Below are 23,276 nucleotides of genomic sequence, written 5' to 3' on the forward strand. Positions count from 1 at the left end.
CTGTGCCTGATTTCACGGGGTGTCTTCGGGCTGGCCCGCGATTTGCAGTAATGGTCGTAACGGTCTCGTACCGTCGTTGCAAACAATCCCAAGCACTCAGGAGAGAGCCATGAAGAAGACTGCACAGACCCTTCGTATCGTTGCCGTCGCCGCAGCACTCGCCTTCGCTGGCGGTGCTCACGCCCTGGACATGGGCGGTGGTGGTTTCATCAAGGTGGCCACCACCTCGGATAACAGCAAGGCACCGCCTGCCAACAATGCGCCGGGCATGCCGGGCCATACGGAAGGCGACAAGGAAAAGCTGCCTGCCGCCACCACCGATGCCAAGCTCGGCGACAAGGTCGAGAACACGGCCGACAACGCCAAGCAGGGCGTGACGGACGGCGCGCTGACGACCAAGGTCAAGACCAAGCTGCTCGCCACCAAGGACCTCAAGTCCACGGGCATCCACGTCAAGACGAAGGACCGCGTCGTGAACCTGACGGGCACCGTGCCCTCCAAGGAACAGCATGAGCTCGCGCTGAGCACCGTGCGTTCGGTGGAAGGCGTGACCTCGGTCAACGACTCGCTCAAGGTTTCGTCGCGTTAATTTCGTCGCGGTAGTTCAACCGGATCCTTGATGCGCGGCGCAACATGCCGCGAAGCCGCGACACACGATTGGTGCCGCGGCTTTTTTTCGACCTGATTTTTCCAGTTCGGCAGGACATGGTGTTTCCCGGAAAACACCATTCGTGTGGCACGCCATGACGCAATATGTTCTCAAGCGTTACGGAGAATTGCCATGAGCCACAACCTCGACCACCTGCCCACTGCGGAAGAGGGCGCCGTCTACTCGCCGCTGATGCTGCGGCGTCACCAGATGTACCCCTGCCTGACCGCGGCCGAGATCGAACGCGTGAGCGCGTTCGGCATCCGGCGCGAGTGGGTCGCGGACGACTACGTCGTGCGCACCGGCGGCCCCGGCATGGGCATGATCCTCGTGCTGGCAGGCCATGTGCGCGTGCTGCAGCGTGACGGCCTCGAGCGCGCGGCATTGGTCACCGAGCATGGACCGGGCAATTTCCTTGCAGAGATCGGCCAGTTGTCCGGCAGCCCCGAGCTTGTCGATGGCATTGCGCTCGATGCGGTCACCGCCGTGGTGATACCTCCCGAACGTCTGCGTGCGTTGCTCGTGGCGGAAGCCGAGCTCGGCGAGCGCATCATGCGCGCGCTGATCCTGCGCCGCGCGGCGCTGATCGAGCGCGGACGCGGTCCGATTCTCGTCGGCCGCAGCGACGACTCGCGCATGTCGCTGCTGCAGGCCTTCCTGCGCAGGAACAATCATCCGCATACGGTCATCGACATCGACGCGGACGCCGATGCGGCGCGGGTGTTCGCGGCCGATACGGGCGCGCCGCACGATCTGCCGCTGGTCGTGTGCCCGGGCGGCAACCTGCTGCGCCGGCCCGATGCGGGGCAACTGGCCTCGTGCCTCGGCCTGTTGCCGGAGTTCCAGCCCGAGCAGGTCTACGACGTCACGATCGTCGGGGCGGGTCCCGCGGGACTGGCCTCCGCCGTGTACGCCGCGTCGGAGGGGCTATGCGTGACCGTGCTCGATTCACTATCGCCGGGCGGCCAGGCGGGCGCGAGTGCGCGCATCGAGAACTATCTCGGTTTTCCGACGGGCGTGTCCGGGCAGACGCTTGCGAGCCGCGCGTTCGCGCAGGCCCAGAAATTTGGCGCGCATATCGCGATACCGCTCGAGGTGGACCGGCTGCAATGCAGCGGCAGAGGTGACGAGACCCATCAGGTGGTGCTCACGGATGGGCGGTGCATTCGCACGCGCGCCGTGGTGATCGCCTGCGGCGCCGCCTATCGCCGGCCGCCGCTGTCGCGGCTTGCCGAGTTCGAGGGGCGGGGCGTCTATTACTGGGCGTCGCCGGTGGAGGCGCGCCTCTGCGCGAAGCAGGAGGTCGTGCTCGTGGGCGGTGGCAATTCGGCGGGGCAGGCCGCGGTGTATCTGGCCACGCATGCCGCGCATGTCCACGTGGTGATTCGCGGTCCGGGGCTCGAGCAGAGCATGTCGCGCTATCTGATCGACCGGATCGCCGCGCAGCCCAATATCACCGTCCATTGTCATACGGAAGTGGAGGCGCTGGGCGGCGCGCATCAGCTGGACGACGTGACGCTGCGCCATCGCGACACCGACGTGCGTACGCATATGGCCGTGCGCCACGTCTTCCTGTTCACGGGTGCCGAGCCGAATTCGCGGTGGCTGCGCGATTGCGATATCCGGCTCGATGCAAAGGGCTTCGTGGTGACCGGGTTCGATGCCGAGCGGGGACAGGCGGGCAGCGGCTCGCTGCAGACGAGCGTGCCCGGCATCTTTGCCGTGGGCGACGTGCGGTCGGGGTCGACCAAGCGCGTGGCTACGGCAGTAGGCGAGGGCGCGGCCGTGGTGTCGCAGGTCCACGCCTACCTCGCCGCGCACGCCATGGTCTGAAGCGAAGGGCTTTCCTCAGGGCATGCCGAGCAGCGGCAGACGGATGACGATGCGGGCGCCGCCTTCGCGCGGCCGCTCCGCACGGATATTGCCGCCATGCGCATGCGCGATGGTGCGGCAGATGGCGAGTCCCATGCCCATGCCGTCCGGCCGCGTCGTATAGAACGCATCGAACATGCGTGCCATGACGGCGTCGTCGAGGCCCGGGCCATTGTCCTGGACGGCGATCTCGGCCTCGCGGCCCACGCGGGCGAGCGTCACGCGCAGCCACCTGCTGTCGTCGGCCGGACGCGCCATCGCCATGGCCTGTATGGCATTCATCAGCACGTTGACGAGCACCTGCTGCAGCGGCACGCGTTCGCCGAGCAACCGCAGGTCGTCGCGCGGCAGCGTGGTCTCCACGGCGATGCGATGGCGGTCGAACTCATGGTCGAGCCATGCCAGGCACTCGCGCGTGAGGGCATTCAGCACGAGGGTCTCGGGCGCCCCCGGCTTGTCGCTCGCCATGGCGCGAAAGCGCGTCACCACCTCCATCGCGCGGTCGGCGTCGACGATCAGGCGCTCGATGGCAGCGATGGCCTCGGGCACGTCCGGCTGCGAGAGCCGCAACCAGCGCAGGGCGGCATGGCCACGCATCACGCTCGCGGAGATCGGCTGCAGCACGTCATGGACCACGGTCGCGCAGAGTTCGCCAAGCATCGACACGCGTGCCCCGCGCAGCGCGGCGCGCTCTTCGGGCGTGAGCAGAGGTCGGGTCGGTGTGGTCATGGGGGATGTCATGCCGGCCTCGTGGCCTCGTGTGGGTTGGGTGCGGCGATGTTACGAGGACGCCGGACGCACGGTAAATGACAGATATCCCTGTATTACTGCCGACTGCGTCCCGACGGCGATTATCCGCAAGGTGTAGGACCTCCGTCCATTGGACGGCAGCCACGCGGGCGTCGCGCTGCTAGATTTCGCGCCATGCCTCGCTCCCCGCGAGGGATACGATGATTGTTGCGCGTACGGAAACTTGAACGTCCCGGTTTCCGTCTTGACGCGTATTTTCACGATACCTAGACTCCATCGACGTAACAATTGCAGTCTGGAGTCTCGCCGTGAATCCCTCGTTTCTCCTCCCGTCACGCGAGCGCGTCCTGCCCGATGCGCTCGTCTATATCGTTGACGACGACCCCCATATGAATGGCGCGCTCGCGGACCTGCTGAGGTCGGTCGGCATTGCCTCGCGCGGCTTTCTTGCCGCGCAGGAGTTTCTGCAGAGCGAGCTCGAGGACCTGCCGGGCTGCCTTGTCCTCGACGTCAGGCTGCGGGGCACCAACGGCCTGGATCTGCAGGAACATTTAAGGCTGCACGGTATCGACCTGCCGATCATCTTTATCACGGCGCATGGCGATATCGAGATGTCCGTTCGCGCGATGAAGGCCGGCGCGCATGACTTTCTGACCAAACCGTTCCGCGATCAGGTGTTCCTCGATGCGGTGTCCGGCGCCATCGAGGCGGACCGCTGCAAGCGCGCCACGTTCCGGTGCGGACTCGACCTGCGCGCGCGATTCTCGTCGCTGAGCGACCGGGAGCGCGAGGTGATGCTGCTGGCGGCGTCGGGACTCATGAACAAGCAGATCGCGGGCCGTATCGGCATCAGCGAGGTCACGATCAAGATCCATCGCAGCAAGGCCATGCGCAAGATGGCCGCGCGCACGTTCGCCGATCTGGTGAAGATGGTCCACGAACTGGGCGATGCGGCGGCGCGGCAGGAACCCGCATTTGCGGTGCCGCGTGCCACCGCGATGCCGGCCGCGCGCGCGGCCGGCTGACATCGCGGCGCCGGCTATTGCCGGTGCGTGCGGTGCAGGTCGTGCGTGACGAACGGCGCGTCGTGCGTCGGCATGGCGAGCCACTCGGGATGGCGCAGCGTTTCGCGGATATCCTCCAGGCCGCTCTGCCAATGCTCGCGCATCGTCAGCGGGCCGAACTGGAAGTCTTTGGCGTTGCCCTCGAACGGCTTGTCGCGATAGATCATCTGGATGACGTTGCGCCGCGCCGTGCAGGCATAGGCCGCCGCATCGCGGTAGCCCGCGCTATCGCGCTTGCTGGCCGGCACCAGCGCCATCACGTCATTGAGCATCTGCCGGAAGCGCTGCTGCTCCGCCATGTAGTCGGTGATCGCGCGCGTGCGGCTCGAGTACTGCACGTCCTTCTGTCGCGTCGCCACGTCCATCAGGTTGTCGGGCAGCGCGCCGCGCGCGCTCCACAGGTCCACCTGAAAGATCAGCGCATCGCGGCGCGGCTTGGCCCGCAGTACTTCCGACAGCGGTGTGTTGGAAACCAGTCCACCGTCCCAATAGTGCTCGCCGTCGATCTCCACGGCGGGAAAGCCAGGGGGCAGCGCACCCGATGCCATGAAGTGCTCGGCGCGCAGACGGGTCTCGGTATTGTCGAAGTAGGTCAGATTGCCCGTGCGCACGTTCACCGCGCCGACCGAGACTCGCATCTCCTGATGGCGATTGATGCGGTCGAAGTCAACAAAGCGCTCGAGCGTGGCCTTGAGCGGCGCGGTATCGTAGTAGCTCGCCCCGGCCGCGCCGTTGCCCGGCGCGAACGGCAGCGGCCAGGCGCGCGGATGAAAGAAGCCGCGCTGGCCCTCGAGGAGCGCGCGGCTTGCCTCCAGGCCGTCGAACCACACCCGCAGCGTATCGGGCCAGTGCGCGGCGCCGTCGGCGATCAGGTCGTAAGGGAACAGGCTCGGCAGCCACGGCTGACGGCAGATATGGGTCCAGAACGCTCGCAGCTGGGCCACGCGGTCCTCGGGAGCATTGCCCGCGATGACCGCGGCATTGAGGGCGCCGATCGAAATGCCGGCCACCCAGTTGGGCGCGATGCCGCCCGCGGCCAGTCCCTCGTAGACGCCCGCCTGATAGGATCCGAGCGCGCCGCCGCCCTGCAGCACGAGCGCCCTGACGGGGTAGGCATCGTGCGCGGCAGCGATCTTGCGCGCAAGGGTGTCCGCGGCCGCGCGGGGCGGCCGTTGCTGAACCATCGACATGGATTGCTCCTTGGTCTTGTAGGGCCGCCGCGCGCGTCCCTGCGGAACCGATGGCGCGCGGCGCGCGCGCTTACTGCATGTACCAGCCGTGGCTGACCACGAAGGACTGGCCGGTCAGTGCCTGCGACGGGAACGCGCAGAGGAACAGCGCCGTCTGTGCGACATCCTCGACGGTCGTGAACACGCCATCGACGGTGCCGCCCAGCATCACGCGGCGCACGACTTCCTCTTCGCTGATATTGAGTTCCTTCGCCTGTTCGGGAATCTGCTTGTCGACGAGCGGCGTGCGCACGAAGCCCGGGCAGATCACGTGCGAACGCACGTTGCGCTCGCCGCCTTCCTTGGCGAGCACGCGCGCCAGGCCGAGCAGCCCGTGCTTGGCCGTGACATAAGCGCTCTTGAGCGGCGATGCTTCATGGGAGTGGACCGAGCCCATGTAGATGACCGTGCCGCCGCGCTTGGGATCCTTGTACATATGACGCAGCGCGGCGCGCGTGGTCAGGAACGCGCCATCGACGTGAATCGCCTGCATCTTCTTCCAGTCCGCGAAGCTGTACTTCTCGATGGGGTTCACGATCTGGATGCCCGCATTGGAGATGAGGATGTCGAGTCCGCCGAACGCTTCCGCCACCTTGTCGGTGGCTTCGTCCACCGCCTGCTCGTTGGTCACGTCCATGGCGATGGGCAAGGCGCGGCCGCCCGCGCGCTCGATTTCCTCGGCGGTGGCGCGCGCGGCGTCGAGGTTGAGGTCGGCGATGGCGACGGCCGCGCCTTCGCGCGCGAGCAATTCGGCGATAGCCTTGCCGATGCCGCTTGCGGCGCCGGTCACGATGGCGGACTTGTTCTGGAGTTTCATGATGTGGCCTTCAGGTGAACTTCAGGTGAGAAGAGACGCGCGAACGCGGTCATGCCAGGTAATCGAATGCAACCTCGCCGAGACCAAGCGTGAGGTCCGCGACATAATGCTTCGCACCGATGACTTCCAGTACCGGCAGCGATGCGACGGGAGCCAGCGCATGCGGCGCCAGCGAGAGGGCTGCGGGGCCCGTCCATGCCCCCTTCATCTGCACGTCCTTGAGAAAGTAGCAGACGAGTTCGAGAATCCGCGGCGATCCATCGACATGCGGAATGATCTTGAGCAAATAATTGGGCGTTTCCGAAAGCGAGCGGCCAAGCGCCTCCTTGTCGATTTCGCGGTGCTTGTAGCCCATGGTGCCCGTTGCCACGCGCACGGGGCCGTAGTCGAGCGTACCCACCAGCGTGTCGGTATGCACGGCGAGCTTGGGGCTGGCGAGCTTCTTGGGAAAGCCCCACAATTCCCGGCCGCCCGCGAGCGGGGGATGGTCGTCGAGAAACATCGCATGCGTGTAGCTGCCCGCGCGGCCCTCGTAGCTCACCGGAATGACCTGTCCGGATTCGGTGTAGTCGCCAAAACCCGTGGAATCGGGCATGCGGATGAACTCGTAGTGCACGATCGGATCGGTGATCTCCAGCGGCTCCGGCACCGCCGCGCGCAACAGCGCGGGATCGGTACGGTACGTAATGACGAAGAACTCGCGATCGATGAAGCGGTACGGGCCCATCGGATAGGCAGGGCTACATAGCGGCGTCGCGAAGGCGCGCTCGCGGATCGTCTTGATTTCCATGGGTAACGGTCCTCAGGGTGATGTCGCAGATGGGTGACTCACGAATCGCGGGCAACGCCGTGGCGCATGCCGGCACGATGCGATCCATTGTGGGAGCCCGAACGATGGATCGCCATCACACCTATGGGTGACTCGCTCCGCCCTACTGTGTGCGGCATGATGCGCCTGAGCTTGCAGAATCTTTCAATTGGCCTACGATCCAGACAACCCTGCCCGTCCCGTCATGTCCATCGCCACCCTTCCGACGCTTGCGGCGCCGCGTCGCATCCTGTTTGTCACATTTCCGAAGTTCGGGCTGCTCGACCTCAGCGGTCCCCAGACCGTGTTCTGGTGCGCGACAAATCTGGCGCAGGCACGGGGGTTGCCCGGTTATGACTGCCATACGGTCAGCATCGGCGGCGGCATCGTTCGGTCGATCGAGGGTGTGGTCCTGCATACCGAGGATGTCGGGCAATACCAGCCGCGCGACGTGGACACCGTGATCGTGCCCGGGACGCCCGAGATCCTCGAGGTGGTCGATGCTTCGGCGCACCTCGTGCACTGGCTGCGGCAGACCGCCGGCATCGTGCGGCGTACCGCCTCGGTGTGCACCGGTGCGTTCTTCCTTGGCGAAGCGGGGTTGCTGCAGGGCCGCCGCGCCACCACGCACTGGATCAATATCGACGACCTCGCGACGCGCTTCCCCGGCATCACGGTCGACCGGAACGCGATCTTCGTGCAGCAGGATCCGGTCTGGACCTCGGCCGGCGTCACGGCGGGTATCGACCTCGCGCTGGCGCTGGTCGAGGCGGACCTCGGGCATGACATCGCGCTGGCCGTGGCCAAGCAGCTCGTCGTGTACCTGAAGCGGCCGGCGGAGCAGCCACAGCTCAGCGAAATGCTCAAGGCACAGGTCCGGGACACGCCCGCGTTCGATGGCTTGCACCTCTGGATCCTCGACAATCTCGGCGACGAGGCGCTGACCGTGGACCGCATGGCCGCGCGCGTGAACATGAGCCCGCGCAATTTCGCGCGCGCCTACAAGGAGAAGGTCGGCCGCACGCCAGCCAAGGCGGTCGAGCATTTCCGCGTGGAAGCGGCCTGCCGCCTGCTGCGCGCTTCGGAGCGTTCGATCGACCAGATCGCGCACGCCTGCGGCTTCGGCGACGAGGAACGCATGCGTGTCACATTCCGCCGTCATATGGGATTGTCGCCGTCCGAGTATCGTCAAGACGGTATCGAGGACGTTCCAGTGTCGTTCGGCATGCAACGCTGACCAATACCCCTGAAATTCTGCCAATCTGCGCGGGTGACATTGCCTTTGTGTGAATGCATTAGCAGAATGATTCGCATGTCGTGCAAAACCGTTACCCGTATGGACGTCCAGCGCTTGCAGCGCGTGCTGGATCACGTCGATGCCAACCTGGAAAGACATGTCAGCCTCGATGAGCTGGCCGCCATCGCCTGCCTGAGCCGCTTCCGCTGGTCGATATCCGCGATGGCCCTCAATTTGTTTCCCGTCATGTGACACAAGAGAGCAATCTGGGCATACGTGTTTTGAGGGAAACAATGGAGAATGAGTCAAGTATCGAAACTCGCGCCCGGCCTGCCACGGAATCGGTCGCTATCCGGGGTGTCCCATCCATGAATGCAACAATCCGTCCGGCAATCACAGCGCCCGCGGTCGCCATGGCCGCCGTCGCGGACGTGGAAGAGATCGTTGCATTCGGCGCGTTCCGATTGTTTCCCACGCAGCGACGTCTCGAGCGCGACGGCCTGTGCGTGCCGCTGAGCAGCCGCGCGATGGATATCCTGATCGCGTTGCTGGAGCGCGCGGGCGATGTCGTCGACAAGCGCGAGCTGATGGCACGTGCGTGGCGCAACATGGTGGTCGATGACAGCAACCTGCGTGTGCATATCGCGGGCCTGCGCAGGATGCTCGACGATGGCGACGGTGGGGCGCGCTACGTGACCAACGTGCCGGGACGCGGCTACTGCTTCGTGGGACAGATCACGCGTGTCCGCGCGTCGCATCGCGATGCGCCCGACACGGAGTGCGCCGCCGCACCGCGCGATGCCGGCACGGATCGCGGCGCCATGGGTGGCATCGCCACCCGGCCCGCGCCTGCGGTGGAGCAGCCGTTGCCGCCACGTCTGGCGCGCATGCTGGGGCGCGGCGAAGCCGTGGGGCATATCGCGGCGGCTTTGCGCGTGCATCGCTTCATGTCGATCGTCGGCCCTGGCGGTATCGGCAAGACGACCGTGGCGGTGGCCATCGCGCATGACGTTGCATCGGGTTGCGGCGCGGCCACGTCCTTTATCGACCTCGGCGCGCACACCGATGGCGACGCGCTGCGGCACGCATTGCAGGCGTTCGCCGACGCGTTGCCGGATGCGCCCGTGCTGATCGTGCTCGACAACTGCGAGCACGTGCTGTGCACGGTGGCGTCGTTCGCGGAACGGCTGGTCGCGCGATCGCGGAACCATCATGTGCTGGCCACGAGCCGCGAGGCATTGCGTGCCGAAGGCGAGCACGTCTACCGCCTGCCGCCGCTGGCGAGCCCGCCGCCGGACGCGCCGTTCACGGCCGCGCAGGCGCAGGCCTATCCCGCGGTGCAACTGTTTCTCGAACGTGCCGAGGCCAACGGTCATCCCATCGCGATGACCGACAGCGAGGCGCATCAGGTGGCCGCGATCTGCCGGCGCCTCGATGGCGTGCCGCTCGCGATCGAGCTTGCGGCCTGCCGCGTTGGGGCATTCGGCATCGACGGCACCGCGGCGCTGCTCGATACCCGCTTTCTGCTGCAATGGCAGGGGCGCCGCACGGCGCCGCCGCGCCATCGGACGCTGGGCGCGCTGCTCGACTGGAGTCACGCTCTGCTCTCCGGTGTCGAGCGCAAGGTATTCCTGCGGCTGGCGCTGTTCGGGGATGCCTTCGCACTGGAGACCGCGCTCGACGCGCTCTGCGTGGTCGATGGCGAGCGCGCCGACGTGGTCGATGCGATCGACAGCCTCGTCGCGAAATCGCTGCTGTCCGCCACGCAGATGGAAGACGAATCGGTGCGCTACCGGCTGCCCGCACACACGCGGATCTATGCCGCCGAGAAAGCGGGCTCGCAAGGGGGGCACCCGCGGCACGCGGACACGCACGCCGCCGAGCGCGTTCCGGCGCGCGACCTGCCGCTTGCCGAGGCCGGCTGAGCGGCGGGGTGCCCGATCATGGCATTACCGCATCATGACGCCTGCTCGCGGCGGCGCGGTTCCAGTGTGCCGACGAGCACGCCGAGCACGATCAATGCGCTGGCCGTGAAGATCAGCGGCCAGTTGGTGTGCGTGTCGCGCAGCGTGAGGGCCAGCCCGAGCATCGACAGCACGGGCGTGGCATAGGCCACGGTGCCGATTTTCGCGGCATCGCCGGCGCGCATCGCGCGATCCCATAGCACGAAGGCGTACCCGAGCGGGCCGAGGCCGATTGCGGCCATGGCGATCCAGTTGGCGCCGGTTGGCACGTAGCGCGCCTCGAAGGCGAAATGCCCCGCCAGCGCCAGCAGCCCCGCGCCGAGGCAGAACCCGCCGACCGCCCACGACGAATAAGGCGGCAGCCACCGCGAGCCGAGCGAATAGATGGCCCACGTCAGCGCGGCAACGGCCGCGCAGGCGTAGCCGGCCAGCTGCGTCATCGTGAATGCGGCGCTGCCGCCCGACGGCTGGATGGCGAGTGCACAGCCGGCGAACGCGATGCCGCAGCCGAGCCATGCACGCAGCCGCGGTGTCGCGATTGCGGCTGCGGCCGACGTCGCACGACGGCCGACAAAGCCAGACAGCATCACCATCAGCAGCGGCCACAGGTAGTTGATCAGGTTCGCCTCGGCCACGGGCGCGAGCCGGAACGCGCCGATCAGGCACACGTGATAGACGAACAGGCATCCGGCGCCGAATGCCCAGGTGCGCACGGGCACGCGCCATGCGCGCATGCGCGGCAGCGAGACGAGGCTGCCGATGCAGAGCGAAATGCCCGTGAGCAGCCAGGGCGGCACGTCGCGCGCCTGACCGACCATCGAGGCGAATGCAGCCCAGAGAACGATGGCGCCGAGGGCGCACAGCCATGCGGCGAGACTCAAATTTTTCTCCAGGTAGGCGGATACTGCGGATCGTAGTCGCTGAGGCATGCAAGGTTCAGCGCGCGGATGCGATCGGTCACGAAGTCGATGAACACGCGGATGCGCGTGGGCAGGTGCTGCCGGCTCAGGTAGCAGACGTAGTGGCCACGATCGTCGGGCGCGTGGCGGGCCAGCGCGATGACGAGCGATCCGGCGGTCAGGTGGTCGCAGATCTGATAGCCCGCCATCTGCGCGATGCCATGGCCGTCCAGCACGGCTTGCAGGACGAGATCCGCGTCATTGAACGTGAGCGAGCCGCGCGGCTGGTATTTGCGCGTCTCGCCCGACACCCTGAACTCCCATTCGAAGATGCGGCCGTTCGCAAAACGGAAGTTGACGCAGTTGTGATCGGCAAGGTCGTCGAGGGTCTCGGGCAGGCCGTGCTCGCTGGCGTACTGCTTCGACGCGCACAAGGCCATCTGCATGGGGATGATCTGGCGCGCGATGATGCTCGAATCCTCGATGCGGCCGTTGCGAAACGCCACGTCGATGCGATCCGCGGCGAAATCGGTGTGGCGGTCGTCGAGCAGCAGGTCGATCGCGATCTCCGGGTAGCGGCCGCGGAATTCCGCGAGCAGCGGTGCCACGACCTTACGGCCGAAGCCCACCGTCGCGCTGATGCGCAGCAGTCCCGACGGCGGCCCCTCGCGGAGTTCGCGCATGTCGTTCATCGCCTCGACGATGCGCTCCACGCCCTGGTGGCAGTTCTCGAAGAACAGCTCGCCTTCGCGCGTGAGCCGCGTGGAGCGCGTGGTGCGCAGGAAGAGCCGGGTGTGAAGCTGGTCTTCCAGCCGCTGCACGCTGCGGCTGACCGCGGAGCGGCCAATGCCGAGGCGCTCGCCAGCCTTGGCGAAGCTGCCTTCGCGCACGACGGCGATAAAGGCCATGACGCCCGCGTAGCTCGTCGCGAAGCTGGCGGACAGGGCGTCCGTGCCCGCGTCCGGCGAGGTGGTGTGCGAGGTGGCGTGCGAGGTGGCGCGCGAAGATTCAGTGAGTCTCATGGGTACCGGCACATCGACAGGAGTATCGAGCCGATTGTTGCCGCGGCCTTGCCCCGTGCGCGGTGGCGCTAACGAGGATTTACAACGCTTAACGGGTCCCGAATGCGTGGCTCATGCCGTGCCGATGCCCGCCCCGCGGCTGTACCGCCAGTGTGATGCTCGGAATGCCCTGCCGTGTCATTTTGGAGTAAGGACACACGCGCTCCGCATTGCGCACGAGTTCTTCAGCCACCGCGAACTCGACATCCGGCAGGTGAATCTCCACGTCCGCGGTAAGCATGAAGAGCCCGTCCACGGGATCGCGTCCAAAGGTCACGGTGACATCGACGGTCATATTGGGCACGGCGATGGAAGCGCGCGCCGCGAGCAGATGCAGCACGCCATGGAAGCATGCCGCATAGCCGGCCGCGAACAACTGCTCGGGATTCGTCCCCCCGCCTGGCCCGCCCAGCGCCTTCGGCATGCGCAGCGCCAGCTGGAGCGTGCCGTCGTCGGACTGCGCGATGCCGGAGGCCCGCCCATGTTCGGTGGTGCCGCCGGCCACCGTGACCCGGGTAGCGTAGAGCGGCTTGAATGCCTCCCCCCGGTATCGCTCGAGCAGCGAAGTGGGTGGGGGTGTCAGGGTTGTCATGTTGTAAGCCGTAATGAGGCCGAGCCGAGTTTCAATGCTAGGCGGGGGGCGAGGCGATGACTAGCGCATGCGAGGGACGCAGTATGTTGCATCGCCGGCACCAATGTATTGCGGCCGGGGCGGTGTCAGGCGGCTTTTCTGACGGTCGGCTTTCGGGCAGTGGTCTTGTTGGCGGCAACCTTCCTGGGGGCGGCCTTTTTGGGGGCGGCCTCCCTTGCGGCCTTTTTTGGGGCTGGATTTGCCGCTTTATTTGCCGCGACTTCCTTTGCCGCGACTTTCTTTGTCGCGACTTTCTTTGCAGAGGCCTTTTTTGCAGCGACCTTCGTTGCAGCCGCCTTCGTTGCAGCCACCTTCGTTGCAGCCACCTTCTTTGCGGCGGCCTTCTTCGCGGCGGCCCCCTTTGCAGCGGCCTTCTTTGCCGGGGTCTCCTCCGCAGCCGGGGCCTTCTCTTCGGCTCGCTTCCCTCGCTTGCCGAGGCTATCCCGCAGCAACGCCATCATGTCGATGACCTTGGCACCCTTGCCGGCAGGTGCGGTGTCCTTGCTCGCCGGCGTGAGCAACTGCGTGTTGCCGGACTTGATCTTGGCGTCGATCACGGCCATCAGGTCGTCGCGATAGGTATCGCGGTATTGCTCGGGCGACCAGTCCTCGCTCATGTCCTCCACGAGCTTTTCGGCCATCTCGACCTCGCGCGCGGAGGCGCCCTGCTTGCCCCCCTTGGGCAGCGCAAGGTCCTCGATCGGCAGCACCTCGTCGGCGAACCGCATCGTATTGAGCACCAACGCCTTGCCGGAGACGAGTACGGCCGCCAGATGCTGGCGGTTGCGCAGCACGACCATCGCCAGCGCGGCGCGGCCCGTGCGGCGCATCGTTTCATGCAGCAGCGCGTACCCGCGCTCGCCGCGCTTGTCGGGTTCGAGGTAGTAGGGCGTCTCGAAGTAGTAGGGGGGAATGCTCGCCGCGTCGACAAAGCTGACGATATCGACGGTCTGCGTGGCTTCGACGTTGGCCTGCCGGAAGTCCTCGTCGCTCAGGACGACGTACTCGTCCTTCTCGTACGCATACCCCTTGACGATGTCGTCGCTCTCCACGGGCTTGCCCGTGTGCTTGTTGATGCGCTGATACCCGATGGGCGCCATGTCGCGCTTGTCGAGCATGTCCAGGTCCAGCGTGTGCGTGCGCGATGCCGGCTTGAGGGACACCGGAATATTGACGAGGCCGAAACTGATGGCGCCCTTCCAGATGATGCGCGACATGGCGGCCCTCCTACGCGCGTTGCGGCGGCGGCGGGGGCACGTCTCCCGGAGGCGGATCGCTGACAGGATCGGCCGGCATATCGGGCGGTGCCTCGGGCGGCGGCACTTCCGGCGGGGGTGGGGTGATATCGGGTTCAGGCGTAATGTGCAACGTCAACTCCTTGGTATCGGTGAGCGGCGGATGGCGCTGGCTCAGGCATCGAGTTCGTCCAGCAAACGGGTGATGGCATCGAGGTCGGCCGGCTTGACCAGATGGAGGTCGAAGCCGGCGGCCCGCGTACGGCGGCGGTCGTCGGGCTGGCCGAAGCCGGTCAGCGCCACAAGCCGCGCGTTGCGCAGTTCGGGAATCTCACGCAGGCGCCGCGCGGTTTCAAAGCCGTCCATGGCGGGCATGCCGAGGTCCAGCAGCACGACGTCGGGACGCACGCTCGCGGCCTGGTCCACGGCGGTCTGGCCATCCGAGGCCGTGACCACCGTATGGCCGAGCGTCTGCAGCGTCATCGTCATGGCTTCCAGCGCATCCACGTTGTCATCGACGAGCATGATCGTGTGGGCGGTGCTGGCCTGCATGCGCGGCTTGCCCGCCGACGGCTGCCAGTTCTGCCACGGCTCCACGGGCAGCTCGACGATAAACGTGCTGCCACGGCCCGGTCCCGGGCTTTCCGCCGAGACGCGCCCGCCGTGCAGCACCACGAGTTTCTGCACGAGCGTCAGGCCGATGCCGGGACCTTCGCGCGCCGCGAGGTTGTCGGGATGGCCGTCGTCTTGCTGCAATGCGCTCGCGGCGACCTGATCGTCATGCTCGGCGAGTGCCTGCGATTCCTCTGCATCGTTTAGCTGGCCGTTGCCGTTGTCATGCACGGCGGGGGCGAGCGGGTCGAACAGCTGCCGCTGCAGCATGGTGGAAAGGCCCGCGCCATTGTCGGACACGCGCACGGCGACCCGGTCACCGTTCGGCGAGCTGACCACGGAGGCCGTGACGGACAGTGCGCCGCCTTCGGGCGTGTACTTGGCCGCGTTGTGCAGCAGGTTCGCGAAGATCTGCGTCAGCCGGACCATGTCGCCGCAGACCGGCAGCGGCTGCTCGGGCAGCGACAGGCGCAGCGTATGGCGGCGCGTCTCGAGCAGCGGCCGCACCGTTTCCACGGCCGTGTTCAGCGCGCTGCGCAACTCGACGAGGTCGCGCCGCAGCGTGATCTTGCCCTGGTTGAAGCGCGACACGTCCAGCAAGTCATCGACGAGGCGCGTGAGGTGGCGCAGCTGCCGGCCGATGATGTCGCGCGCGCGGAACATGTCTTCGCGCGAAGGCGCGCCGCGTTGGAGCAGGTCCACCGCGCTGCGCATCGGCGCGAGCGGGTTGCGCAGTTCGTGCGCGAGCATCGCGAGGAATTCGTCCTTGCGGCGCTCTTCGTTATGGAGCGCGCGTTCGGCGCGGTTGTGCCGCGTGACGTCCTGGCAGATGCCCGCCACGCGCAGGCAGCGCCCATCGGCGCCGCGCACGGGAAACGCCCGCATATGGACTTCGCGGATTTCGCCGGTGGGCCGCTCGAGCTGGAATTCGGTATCGAGCCGGCCATCGCGCAGCATGGCATCCCACTCGCTGCTCATGCGGTCGCGCTCTTCGGGGACGACCCAATCGACCCAGCGCTTCGGTTCCTGCTGGATGGCGCCGACGGGGCGGCCCCAGAGCGCTTCGAACGACGGGCTCACGAACAGGAATCGCCGCGCGGCGGGATCGAAGATCCAGACCACGTCGGCCAGCGACTCGGCCAGCTGGCGGAACAGGTCCTCGTTCTCGTGCAGCGCCTGCGACGTACGGCTATACGCATCCTCCGCGCCCCGCATGCGCAGCAGCGCGTTGATGCTGGAGACCAGTTCCTCGGGCTCCACGGGTTCCACGAGGAAACTGTCGGCGCCGCCATTGAGCGCCTGCGCGCGGCGGTGCGAGTCGGTGACCCCCGGCGAGGTCAGCAGCACGAGGCTGCGCGCGGTCTGCGCATCGGCCTTGATGAGCCGGCAGACCTCGAGGCCGTCGATATCGGGCAACCGCGTGCCGAGGAGCACGAGGTCCGGCGAATGCTGGCGTACGAGCGACAGCGCCGCCTGTCCGGACGATGCCTCGAGCACCGTGAAATCGGCGCGATGGAGGATTCGGCTTTTCACATAGCGCGGCCCCTCGCGATCCTCGACGTTGAGGATCAACGGACGACGGGTGGCAGCGGTCGTGGCGGCGGAGGGTGTCGGCGCGTGTGTGGACGTAGTCATGGCAAGCGGGCGGCGCAGGACGTCGCGGTAGCGGAAGCGGCGATCAAGAAAGTACGAGGAGTGCGATGTATTGTTGTCGTCACGTCAAAAACAGTAGAAAGTGCCTGGGACCGCTCGGGACGGTCGATTTTGTAAAAATTACCCGTTTGGCGCACCGTTGCCTTGTAATTTTTGTATCGCGCGTCAACGCGTCGCCGGCCGGCGCATGGGCCCCTTCAGCCACGTGGCATGGCGGGCTGGCGCGGGTTTGGACGGGCCTGACGGGTGGTATCTCATGGTTTCGCCTCGTTGCTCGGGCCGGAAATGGCATACGTTTTCCGACCGGAGTGGCAAGAAGCGTGCCGCGCGCCTCAGACCCGCTGACAGACGGACGCCTACAGCGGAAGTCGGGGGGCGGTCAGGCGTCGGCGAGCAGCTTTCGGGCGCGCGTCAGCGTCTGGCGGACCTTGTCGTGGCCGGCCCACGGATCGTGGCGCGCCAGCGCGTCGAGCCGGTCGGCGACATTGGCGATGGTCCATTGCGCCGACGAGGTCAGTTCGTCGAGCTCATCCCAGGCCACGGGAATAGAGACGCCGAGGCCGGGCCGCGCGCGTGCGGAAAACGCGGCGGCGGTGGTAGCCCCGACACCATTGCGCAGGTAATCGATGAAAATCTTGCCAACACGGTTACGCGGGCCGCTCTTGACGACAAAGCGGTCCGGAATGGTGGTCGCCATATGCCGGACCACGTCCTGCGCGAAGTCGCGGACCTCGTCCCACCCGGCCCGCGCGGCAATCGGCACCACCACGTGCAGGCCCTTGCCGCCGCTCGTCTTCAGGAAGCTTTGCAGGCCCAGCGTGTCCAGCAGCGTTTTCACCAGATGCGCGGCTTCCTGGATGCGGGGCCATTCGACGCCTTCGCCGGGATCGATGTCGAACACGACGCGATCGGGCTTGTCGATCGTCTTCGCGCGCGCGTTCCAGGTGTGGAATTCCACGACATTGAGTTGCGCCACGGCGACGATGGCCGTCTCGGAGGCGATTTCCAGCAGCGGCGGATGGCCGGGCCACAGTTTGGGATCGAGCGCGTTGACGCCATCGATATCGAGCGTATCGCCGTGGCGCTGGAAGAATTGCTGGCCATCGATGCCGGCGGGCGCGCGCACCAGGGCGATGGGGCGGCCCTTGAGGTACGGCAGCATCAGTCCCGCGGCGCTGGCGTAATAGCGGACGAGGTCGCCTTTCGTGAGGCCCGTCGAAGCATCGATGACCCGGTCCGCATGGCTGATGACGATCTTGCCGAGCTTCGCATCGGGTTTGCGGCCGGCTGCCTTCGTTGCCGCAACGGGTTTCTCCACGGAGACCGCGCCCGCGGGCTTGTCGGTGCGCAGCCCATGAAACACCGAATGCCGCACGCGGCCATCCTTGGTCCACGCGCCGAACGCCACTTCGGCGACGAGCTTCGGCTTGACCCAATGGCCCTTGACGCCGCGGGGCAGATCCGCGAACGGCGCGGTGTCCGCGGCCAGCGCGTCGAGTTGCTTGCGCAGGCTGTCGAGCAGCGCCGTATCGAAGCCCGTGCCCACGTTGCCCGCATAACGGAGCTTGCCATCGGCATCGTGCACGCCGAGCAGCAGCGAGCCGAGTCCGTTGCGGCTGCCCTTGGGATCGGTAAAGCCGCCGATCACGAACTCCTGCCGCAGCGTGCATTTGAGCTTGATCCACGTGTTCGCGCGCGTGTTGACGTAGGGCGCATCCACGCGCTTGCCGATCACGCCTTCGAGCTTCATGCGGCAGGCGGCTTCCAGCATCTCGTGCGGATCGACGTCGTGGCTTTCGCTGAAGCGCAGGCGCGGCGCGGTATTGTTCTCCATCAGCCGCCCCAGCAACGCCCGGCGCTCGCTCAGCGGCACCGCGCGCAGATCGTGGCCCGCATAGTAGGGCAGGTCGAACAGGTAGTACTGGATGGCGTCGACGCGCGAGGTCTCGAACGCATTCTGCAGCGCCTGGAAGTCGGTGGCGCCATTGGCATCCACGACCACGATCTCGCCGTCGAGCCACCCGTCGGGCAGGCCGAGCGTGCGGACTTCCGCCGCGAGCGAGCGAAGCTTGCTGGTCCAGTCGTTGCCATTGCGCGTGAACAGCCGCACGTCGTCGCCATCGACGCGCGCGAGCAGGCGATAGCCGTCGAACTTGATCTCGTACTGCCAATCGCCCTGCGCGGGCGGGGCATCGACCAGCGTCGCGAGCTGCGGCGCGAACGCCAGCGGCAGCGTGGCCTGCTTCGCATGCCTTGCCACGGCGTCGGGCAGGGCGACGGCCTTCGCCTTCTTCGCGCGTGCCGGCTTGCCCGACTTGCCGTCGGTCGCCGCCTTCGCCGTTCCGGCGAGCACGCTGTCCGGCAATGCCTCCACGACGTCGAAGTCCGATGCCGCGCGCGCGAGTTCGTCGCGCTCCTTGATCAGCAGCCATGCATCCTGGTCGCGCTGCCGCTTGCCACCCATGCGCACGAGCGTCCAGTGGCCCTGCATCTTTTCGCCGCGCAGTTCGAACTTGAGCTTGCCATCGCGATAGCCCTGTTCGGGATCGGTATCGGGAATCCACACGCCGCGGTCCCATACGATGACGGTTCCCGCGCCATAGTGCCCGGCGGGAATCACGCCCTCGAAGTCCGCATAATCGAGCGGATGGTCTTCGACGTGGACGGCCATGCGCTTGTCGGCCGGATCGTAGCTCGGACCCTTGGGAATCGCCCAGCTTTTCAGCGTGCCGTCGAGTTCCAGCCGGAAGTCGTAATGCAGCCGTCGTGCCGCGTGCTTCTGGATGACGAACGACAGCGCCTTGCCCGCGCGGCCGCGCGGCGACTTTTTCCCTGACGGCTCCGGCGTCGCGCCGAAGTCGCGCATCGTCTGGTATTTTCCCAGCGGCGAAGGCGTGTCCGTCGCAGGCGTGCTATGTGAGGTTCTGGCCATGGTCGATGCCTCTCGATGCGTCGGTGGCGGTTGCCTTCCAGCTTATGCAGCAAACGACGCCCCGGAAATAAGCCCCTGTCCTACATGCGCGCGTTGTAAATCTTCAATACGTATTGCACACGCCGCTGCGAGAAATACAAGGCGGTGTATGGCGTGCGGCCCCGGGAACGGGAATTGCGACGTTCGACTGATTCTGATTCGCTACCGTTCAGGAGGACGCGACACAATGGAATCCGGAAAAAAGGTCGAACTCAAGAAGATTGGGTCGCAGGTCATCGTCATCACGGGTGCCAGCAGCGGCGTCGGGCTCGTGACGGCCCGGGCGGCCGCCGCGCGCGGGGCCAAGCTCGTGCTGGTCGCGCGCAGCGAAGAAGCGCTCCAGCAACTGGCGGAAGAGTTGCGCGAGCACGGCACTGAAGTCATCACGGCGCGGGCCGATGTGGGAAATCAGGAGGACGTCGCGCGCGTCGCGCAAATGGCCATCGAGCGCTTCGGCAGCTTCGATACCTGGGTCAATAACGCGGGTGTGACGATCTTCGGGCGTCATGGCGACGTACCGCTGGAGGACCAGCGACGGCTGTTCGACACCAATTACTGGGGCGTGGTGCATGGCTCGCTCGTCGCGGCCGCGCATATGCGGCATAGCGGCGGCGCGATCATCAACATCAGCAGCGAAGCGGCCGACGGGCCGATGCCGCTGCAGAGCGCTTACGCGGCGTCGCAGCACGCGATCAAGGGCTTTACCGATACGCTGCGGCTGGAACTCGAGCAGGAGAAGGCGCCGATCTCCGTCACGCTGATCAAGCCGGCGGGGCTGGAGACACCGATGGTGTCGCATGCGAAGAACTTCCTGCATTGCGAGCCCCAGCAGCCGCCGCCGCTCTACGATCCGGCACTGGCCGCCGATGCGATCCTGTTCGCGGCGCAGCATCCTCGGCGCGATCTGTTCGTGGGTGGCGCCGCCAAGGCGTTCTCCGCGGCGGCCTATCACGCGCCGTACGCGTTCGACCGCTTTATGCGCCGCTTCATGGGCCGCGCGCAGCAGACCAGCGCGCCGGCGGGGCCGCGCGAGGACAATGCGCTCTATGACGGGGCCAACAGCCTGATCGAGCGGACTGGACATCGGCGCGCGTTGCGGTCCTGCCCCTATACGTCGTCCGCAAAGCATCCGCTGCTGACGACGATGGTCGTGATGGGCGCATCGGCGGCGGTGGCCGCCATGCTGCGCAGCCGCCGCTGAAGCCGCACCCCGGCGCTGCTAGCCGGGGCCTACCCGCGCACGAGCAACGCGACGGGCAGTTGATGCAGGACGTCCTTGATGCGCAAATGTCCCGCGTGCACGGCAATGGCCCGTCCGGTCAGCACATCGACCCAAGCGCCGCCGTCGCGCGCGCGCAGCGCCGTGTCGCCCCAGCATTGCGTGGGCACGCGCGGCAGATCCGGTTCCACATGCCGCGCGGCATGCCGGGTGACCACGGTGATCGCTTCCAGCGCCCCGCATTGCCGCGTGAACGCCAGTACGCTGGAGGACATCGCGCCCGTGGCGACCAGTGGCTGGCATGTGCCGGCGGTGAACAGCGTTTCCTGCTCGCGGCGAAACTGCAAGACCGCGCGAATCAGCTGCTGCTTGATGCGGCCGTCGCGCCAATGCCGTAACCAGTGCGCCCACCCTGCCGTGCATTCGCACTGAGCGCGCAGCCGTTCGTAGTCGGGCGCGCGGCGATTGTCGGGGTCGACCAGACTGAAGTCCCACGCCTCGTTGCCCTGATAGCGGTCCGGTACACCGGGGGCGGTCAGTTGCAGCAGGGTCTGCGAGAGGCTGTTGAGTGCCGCCGCGGGACCGATGCGATGCGCGAACTGCCCGATGCGTTCGAGCACGCTATCGGCGCCGCCTGCCGCCAGCGCGGCGACGAATGCCTCGCAAGCCGCCTCGTACTGCGGATCCGGATCGGTCCAGCTGCCGTGGCGCTTGGCCTCGCGGATGGATTTCGTCTGCCAGGCGAGCACGCGCGCAATGAGGTCGCGCTGGGCGTCCTCTCGCTCCAGCACGCGCGGGTCGGCAGGCCAGGCGCCAAGCAGGGTCTGGTAAAGCATCATGCGATCGACGCCGTCCGGTCCCTTCGGCGAGGCGGTCACCACGGGTGCGAGCCTCGCCTCCCAGTCGCGCACCGCGTCGCTCCACGCTTCGGCAAGCTCGCTGAGCACGGCGAGCCGCATGCGCGCGTCTTCTCCGCGCTTGTGATCGTGCGTGGCCGTGGCGAGCATCGCATGGCGGGGGCGCGCGAGCAGCCGCGCATGGAAATGCTCGGGTGCGATCGCCAGCACGCCGGGGTCGCTGCCCACCTCGTTGCGCGACAGCAGGCGGCCGTAGCGATAGAACGCCGTGTCTTCGCCACCCTTGGCCGCGAGCGCGGGCATGATCTGCTGGAGCCGCGTCCGCAGGTCGCCGGCTGGCGTGCCGATGGGCGCATCGTCCCGCAGCGATGTCACGATGAGGTCGAGTGCGACGCGCTCGTCGCCGGCCAGCGTGGCGCGGGCGCGCTCGGCCGCCGCATCGAGCAGGGCATCGTCGGTGCCGCGCGATGTCCTGCCTTCGTCCGCCACGTAATAGGTCCGATACACCGGAATCTGCAGCAGCAGCGCGTGCAGCGCGTGGCGCAGGGCCGCGAGCGTGATATCGCGCAATGCGGGCGTGGCGCGCACGCGCGAGTACAACCGCGCGCATGCGCCGCCGAACTCGGTCATCAGGTGCCGGTCGAGAATGCGATCGCGCCCGGCTTTCACATGCGCCGGATAGTCGCGCATGTCTCCACCGACTTCGTGCCACAGCGCGTCGAGCGCCGTTTCGCCCCGCGCGTCATGCAATACGGCCGCGACATCGTTCATGAAGTCGTAGCCCGTGGTGCCGTCGGTCTGCCAGTCCGCGGGCAAGGGCTCGTCTTCGCCGAGAATCTTTTCGATCACGACCCAGGGATGCATGCGTGCCTGCTCGCCCGGGCGGCCCGGACGCAAGGCATCGAGCCGCGCGCGCAACTGGCGGCAGTACCCGGCCGGATCGGCGAGGCCATCGACATGATCGACTCGCACGCCGTCGATCCAGCCTTCGCGATAGAGCCGGAACACGAGTGCGTGGGTGTCCTCGAATACGTCCTCGCGCTCCTGTCGCAGCCCGACGAGTTCGCTGATCTCGAAGAAGCGGCGCCAGTTCAGCTCCGCCGCGGCCGTGCGCCACCATGCGAGGCGATAGTGCTGGCGTTCCAGCAGCGCGTGCCAGGCCTCCGCGCTGTCAGGGGAGGTCGCCGGCGTCTCGGCCAGCGGCAGCGTCTGGTCGCCGTATCGCAGGACGGCGCGGTCGTCGGCATCGCGTTCGATAGAGAGCGCGCCCGATGTCAGCGTCTCCCAGTAACGCTCGCCGAGGATCGGCACCAGCACCTTGCCGGCCAGCACCGGATCCCGCGACTCCCAGTCGATATCGAAGTGATGCGCGTAACGGCTGTCCTGTCCCTTTGCCAGCACGTCGCGCCACCAGCCGTTGTGCGTCACGCTCGCGGCCATATGATTCGGCACGATATCGAGCACGATGCCGAGGCCTGCTCCGCGGGCCGTGCGGCACAGGGTATAGAACCCTTCTTCGCCGCCGAGCTCCGGATTGATGCGCGTGCAGTCCGTCACGTCATAGCCGTGCGTCGAGCCGGGCCGTGCGCACGTGATCGGCGACAGATACAGATGGCTGATGCCGAGCGCCGCGTGGTAGGGCACCAGGGCCGCGGCCTGGGCAAACGTAAAGCCCGCATGCATCTGCAGGCGAGCGGTGGCGCGCGGCACCCCGGCAAGTTCAATGTCGCTCATGAGTCCTTGGGTGA

General features: G+C 66.8%; 18 protein-coding genes. 7 read left to right on the forward strand and 11 right to left on the reverse strand.

Annotated features, from left to right (window positions below; translation table 11 throughout):
• Positions 1-109: 109 nt before the first annotated feature.
• Together FOB72_RS28780 and FOB72_RS28785 are read left to right on the forward strand one after the other, a co-directional pair.
• Positions 110-589: a BON domain-containing protein gene (locus tag FOB72_RS28780; RefSeq protein WP_150376578.1), complete on the forward strand. Its 480-nt coding sequence runs from the start codon at positions 110-112 to the stop codon at positions 587-589.
• 192 nt (positions 590-781) lie between these two features.
• Positions 782-2,482, forward strand: coding sequence for an FAD-dependent oxidoreductase (locus FOB72_RS28785; RefSeq protein WP_150376580.1), 1,701 nt, complete (start codon positions 782-784; stop codon positions 2,480-2,482).
• A 15-nt stretch (positions 2,483-2,497) separates the two neighbouring features.
• Here the strand turns inward: FOB72_RS28785 and FOB72_RS28790 are convergent, their stop codons facing one another.
• Positions 2,498-3,250 carry a sensor histidine kinase gene (locus FOB72_RS28790; protein WP_191002293.1) on the reverse strand — a complete coding sequence of 251 codons (753 nt, stop codon included), beginning with the start codon at positions 3,248-3,250 and terminating at the stop codon, positions 2,498-2,500.
• Between the two features lie 329 nt (positions 3,251-3,579).
• Between FOB72_RS28790 and FOB72_RS28795 the strand changes: the two genes are divergently transcribed.
• Positions 3,580-4,296: a response regulator transcription factor gene (locus tag FOB72_RS28795; protein WP_223851623.1), complete on the forward strand. Its 717-nt coding sequence runs from the start codon at positions 3,580-3,582 to the stop codon at positions 4,294-4,296.
• Between the two features lie 14 nt (positions 4,297-4,310).
• Here FOB72_RS28795 and FOB72_RS28800 read toward each other — a convergent pair whose 3' ends face one another.
• The 3 genes from FOB72_RS28800 to FOB72_RS28810 form a co-directional block, all read right to left on the reverse strand.
• Positions 4,311-5,519, reverse strand: a complete 1,209-nt coding sequence (locus FOB72_RS28800; RefSeq protein ID WP_223851817.1) for a DUF3734 domain-containing protein — start codon at positions 5,517-5,519, stop codon at positions 4,311-4,313.
• A 76-nt stretch (positions 5,520-5,595) separates the two neighbouring features.
• Positions 5,596-6,381: a 3-hydroxybutyrate dehydrogenase gene (locus FOB72_RS28805; RefSeq protein WP_150376588.1), complete on the reverse strand. Its 786-nt coding sequence runs from the start codon at positions 6,379-6,381 to the stop codon at positions 5,596-5,598.
• Between the two features lie 49 nt (positions 6,382-6,430).
• Positions 6,431-7,171, reverse strand: a complete 741-nt coding sequence (locus FOB72_RS28810) for an acetoacetate decarboxylase (protein WP_150376590.1) — start codon at positions 7,169-7,171, stop codon at positions 6,431-6,433.
• Positions 7,172-7,394: 223 nt separating this feature from the next.
• On the opposite strand from FOB72_RS28810, the gene FOB72_RS28815 reads away from it, so the two are divergent.
• The 3 genes from FOB72_RS28815 to FOB72_RS28820 all read left to right on the forward strand — a co-directional run bounded on the left by FOB72_RS28815 (position 7,395) and on the right by FOB72_RS28820 (position 10,351).
• Complete coding sequence (locus FOB72_RS28815) at positions 7,395-8,426, forward strand: GlxA family transcriptional regulator (RefSeq protein WP_150376592.1); 1,032 nt, start codon at positions 7,395-7,397, stop codon at positions 8,424-8,426.
• Positions 8,427-8,501: 75 nt separating this feature from the next.
• Complete coding sequence (locus tag FOB72_RS32320; protein WP_191002294.1) at positions 8,502-8,678, forward strand: hypothetical protein; 177 nt, start codon at positions 8,502-8,504, stop codon at positions 8,676-8,678.
• Positions 8,679-8,794: 116 nt separating this feature from the next.
• Positions 8,795-10,351, forward strand: coding sequence for an ATP-binding protein (locus FOB72_RS28820; RefSeq protein ID WP_191002295.1), 1,557 nt, complete (start codon positions 8,795-8,797; stop codon positions 10,349-10,351).
• Between the two features lie 32 nt (positions 10,352-10,383).
• Here FOB72_RS28820 and FOB72_RS28825 read toward each other — a convergent pair whose 3' ends face one another.
• From FOB72_RS28825 to ligD, 6 genes are all read right to left on the reverse strand, one after another.
• Entirely contained in the window at positions 10,384-11,271 is an 888-nt protein-coding gene (locus tag FOB72_RS28825; protein WP_191002296.1) for a DMT family transporter, read from the reverse strand.
• The gene (locus FOB72_RS28830; RefSeq protein WP_150376598.1) at positions 11,268-12,311 is read right to left on the reverse strand and encodes a LysR family transcriptional regulator; all 1,044 of its coding nucleotides are present in this window, start codon (positions 12,309-12,311) and stop codon (positions 11,268-11,270) included. The genes FOB72_RS28825 and FOB72_RS28830 overlap by 4 nt, the downstream gene beginning before the upstream one ends.
• An 88-nt stretch (positions 12,312-12,399) precedes the next feature.
• Positions 12,400-12,942 carry an Ohr family peroxiredoxin gene (locus tag FOB72_RS28835; protein ID WP_150376600.1) on the reverse strand — a complete coding sequence of 181 codons (543 nt, stop codon included), beginning with the start codon at positions 12,940-12,942 and terminating at the stop codon, positions 12,400-12,402.
• A 125-nt stretch (positions 12,943-13,067) separates the two neighbouring features.
• Positions 13,068-14,198, reverse strand: coding sequence for a Ku protein (locus FOB72_RS28840; RefSeq protein ID WP_150376602.1), 1,131 nt, complete (start codon positions 14,196-14,198; stop codon positions 13,068-13,070).
• Positions 14,199-14,390: 192 nt separating this feature from the next.
• A complete protein-coding gene (locus FOB72_RS28845; RefSeq protein ID WP_150376604.1) occupies positions 14,391-16,463 on the reverse strand; it encodes a response regulator in 2,073 nt (690 codons plus the stop codon).
• Between the two features lie 397 nt (positions 16,464-16,860).
• A complete protein-coding gene (gene ligD, locus FOB72_RS28850) occupies positions 16,861-19,413 on the reverse strand; it encodes a DNA ligase D (RefSeq protein ID WP_150376606.1) in 2,553 nt (850 codons plus the stop codon).
• 226 nt (positions 19,414-19,639) lie between these two features.
• Here ligD and FOB72_RS28855 point away from each other — a divergent pair, with 226 nt between their 5' ends.
• Positions 19,640-20,653, forward strand: coding sequence for an SDR family oxidoreductase (locus FOB72_RS28855; RefSeq protein ID WP_150376608.1), 1,014 nt, complete (start codon positions 19,640-19,642; stop codon positions 20,651-20,653).
• 29 nt (positions 20,654-20,682) lie between these two features.
• On the opposite strand, the gene treY is transcribed toward FOB72_RS28855, so the two are convergent.
• Positions 20,683-23,262, reverse strand: a complete 2,580-nt coding sequence (gene treY / locus FOB72_RS28860; protein WP_150376610.1) for a malto-oligosyltrehalose synthase — start codon at positions 23,260-23,262, stop codon at positions 20,683-20,685.
• Between the last annotated feature and the right edge of the window lie 14 nt (positions 23,263-23,276).

The organism is Cupriavidus pauculus, from assembly GCF_008693385.1.
GTDB lineage: Bacteria > Pseudomonadota > Gammaproteobacteria > Burkholderiales > Burkholderiaceae > Cupriavidus > Cupriavidus pauculus_D.